This window comes from uncultured Campylobacter sp., from assembly GCF_937997595.1.
In the GTDB taxonomy this organism is placed as follows: Bacteria; Campylobacterota; Campylobacteria; order Campylobacterales; family Campylobacteraceae; genus Campylobacter_B.
The window spans coordinates 1-1155 of record NZ_CALKTS010000266.1 but is presented as its reverse complement, the minus strand read 5'-3'; the positions used below and the strand labels follow the sequence as shown (position 1 = coordinate 1155).

Annotated in this window: 1 protein-coding gene and 1 pseudogene; both read left to right on the top strand. The window is 52.2% G+C overall.

Translation table 11 applies throughout. The features are described 5' to 3' along the window. Window positions 1-531: pseudogene (locus Q0614_RS08730) on the top strand (L-seryl-tRNA(Sec) selenium transferase); the annotation flags it as partial. After that, a partial coding sequence (locus tag Q0614_RS08725) for a GTP-binding protein (RefSeq protein ID WP_298788080.1) occupies window positions 524-1155 on the top strand: 632 nt, incomplete at its 3' end. The pseudogene Q0614_RS08730 and the gene Q0614_RS08725, both read left to right, overlap by 8 nt.

Below are 1155 nucleotides of genomic sequence, written 5' to 3'. Positions count from 1 at the left end.
TTTGAGCTTTTAAAAAGCGGCGTGCGGCTGCTTAGCTTTAGCGGCGACAAGCTTTTCGGCTCCGTGCAGTGCGGCATCATCCTAGGGGATCGCAAGCTCATCGCGCGCCTGCGCAAAAACCAGCTACTGCGAATGCTGCGCGTGGACAAGATCACGCTAAGCCTGCTTGCCGAGACGATCAAGGCGTATATAAATAAAGAATTTCACCTCATCACGACGATAGATCAGATCCATCTGAGCCTGGACGAGCTGCGTGAGCGAGCGGAGCTAGTGCGATCGCGTATCGGCGTAAAATCGCAGATCGTGCCTACTACCACCTTTGTAGGCGGCGGTACGATGCCCGGCGCCTCCTACTCTAGCGTCGCGCTTGCGATACTTGACGGCACAGACCCGCAGAGCACGCAGGCAAAATTTCGCGCTGCGGGTATAATCGGGCGGATCGAGGATGATAAATTTTTGCTCGATTTCAGATCGATTTTAAAAAGCGACTTGCAAGATTTAATAAAAAAGATCGGAGAAATTTATGAATAGCGTAATCATCGGCACCGCAGGCCATATCGATCACGGAAAGACCGCGTTAATCAAGGCGCTAAACGGCTTTGAGGGAGACCGAATGCCGAGCGAAAAGCAGCGCGGCATCACGATCGATCTTAGCTTTTCGCATCTGCGCTCTGGGAGCACCAACGTCGCATTTATCGACGTACCTGGGCATGAAAATCTAGTAAAGACGATGATTAGCGGCGCGTATGCTTTCGACGCTGCGATGCTGGTAGTCGCCGCGGACGACGGGCTGATGCCGCAAAGCAAAGAGCATATTCAAATTTTATCGCTGCTCGGGGTAAAGAGCGTGATCTTGTGTATCAGCAAGTGCGATCTGGTGGGCGACGCGCGCAAGGCGGAGGTCGCGGCGCAGTGCAGGGAATACATCTGCAAATTTAAAGATTTGCAAATTTTAAACACCTTTTTTATCAGCATAAAAGACCCCGCAAGCATCGCCGAGCTGAAAAATTATCTCTTTAATATCAAGCCTGCGCAGCGCCAAGGAGGCGGCGTGGTGCACTACTACATCGACCGCGTCTTTTCGCTTAAGGGGCTCGGCACCATCGTAACGGGCAGCCTCATTAACGGCGCGATTTCAAAGGGCGAGAAGCTTTA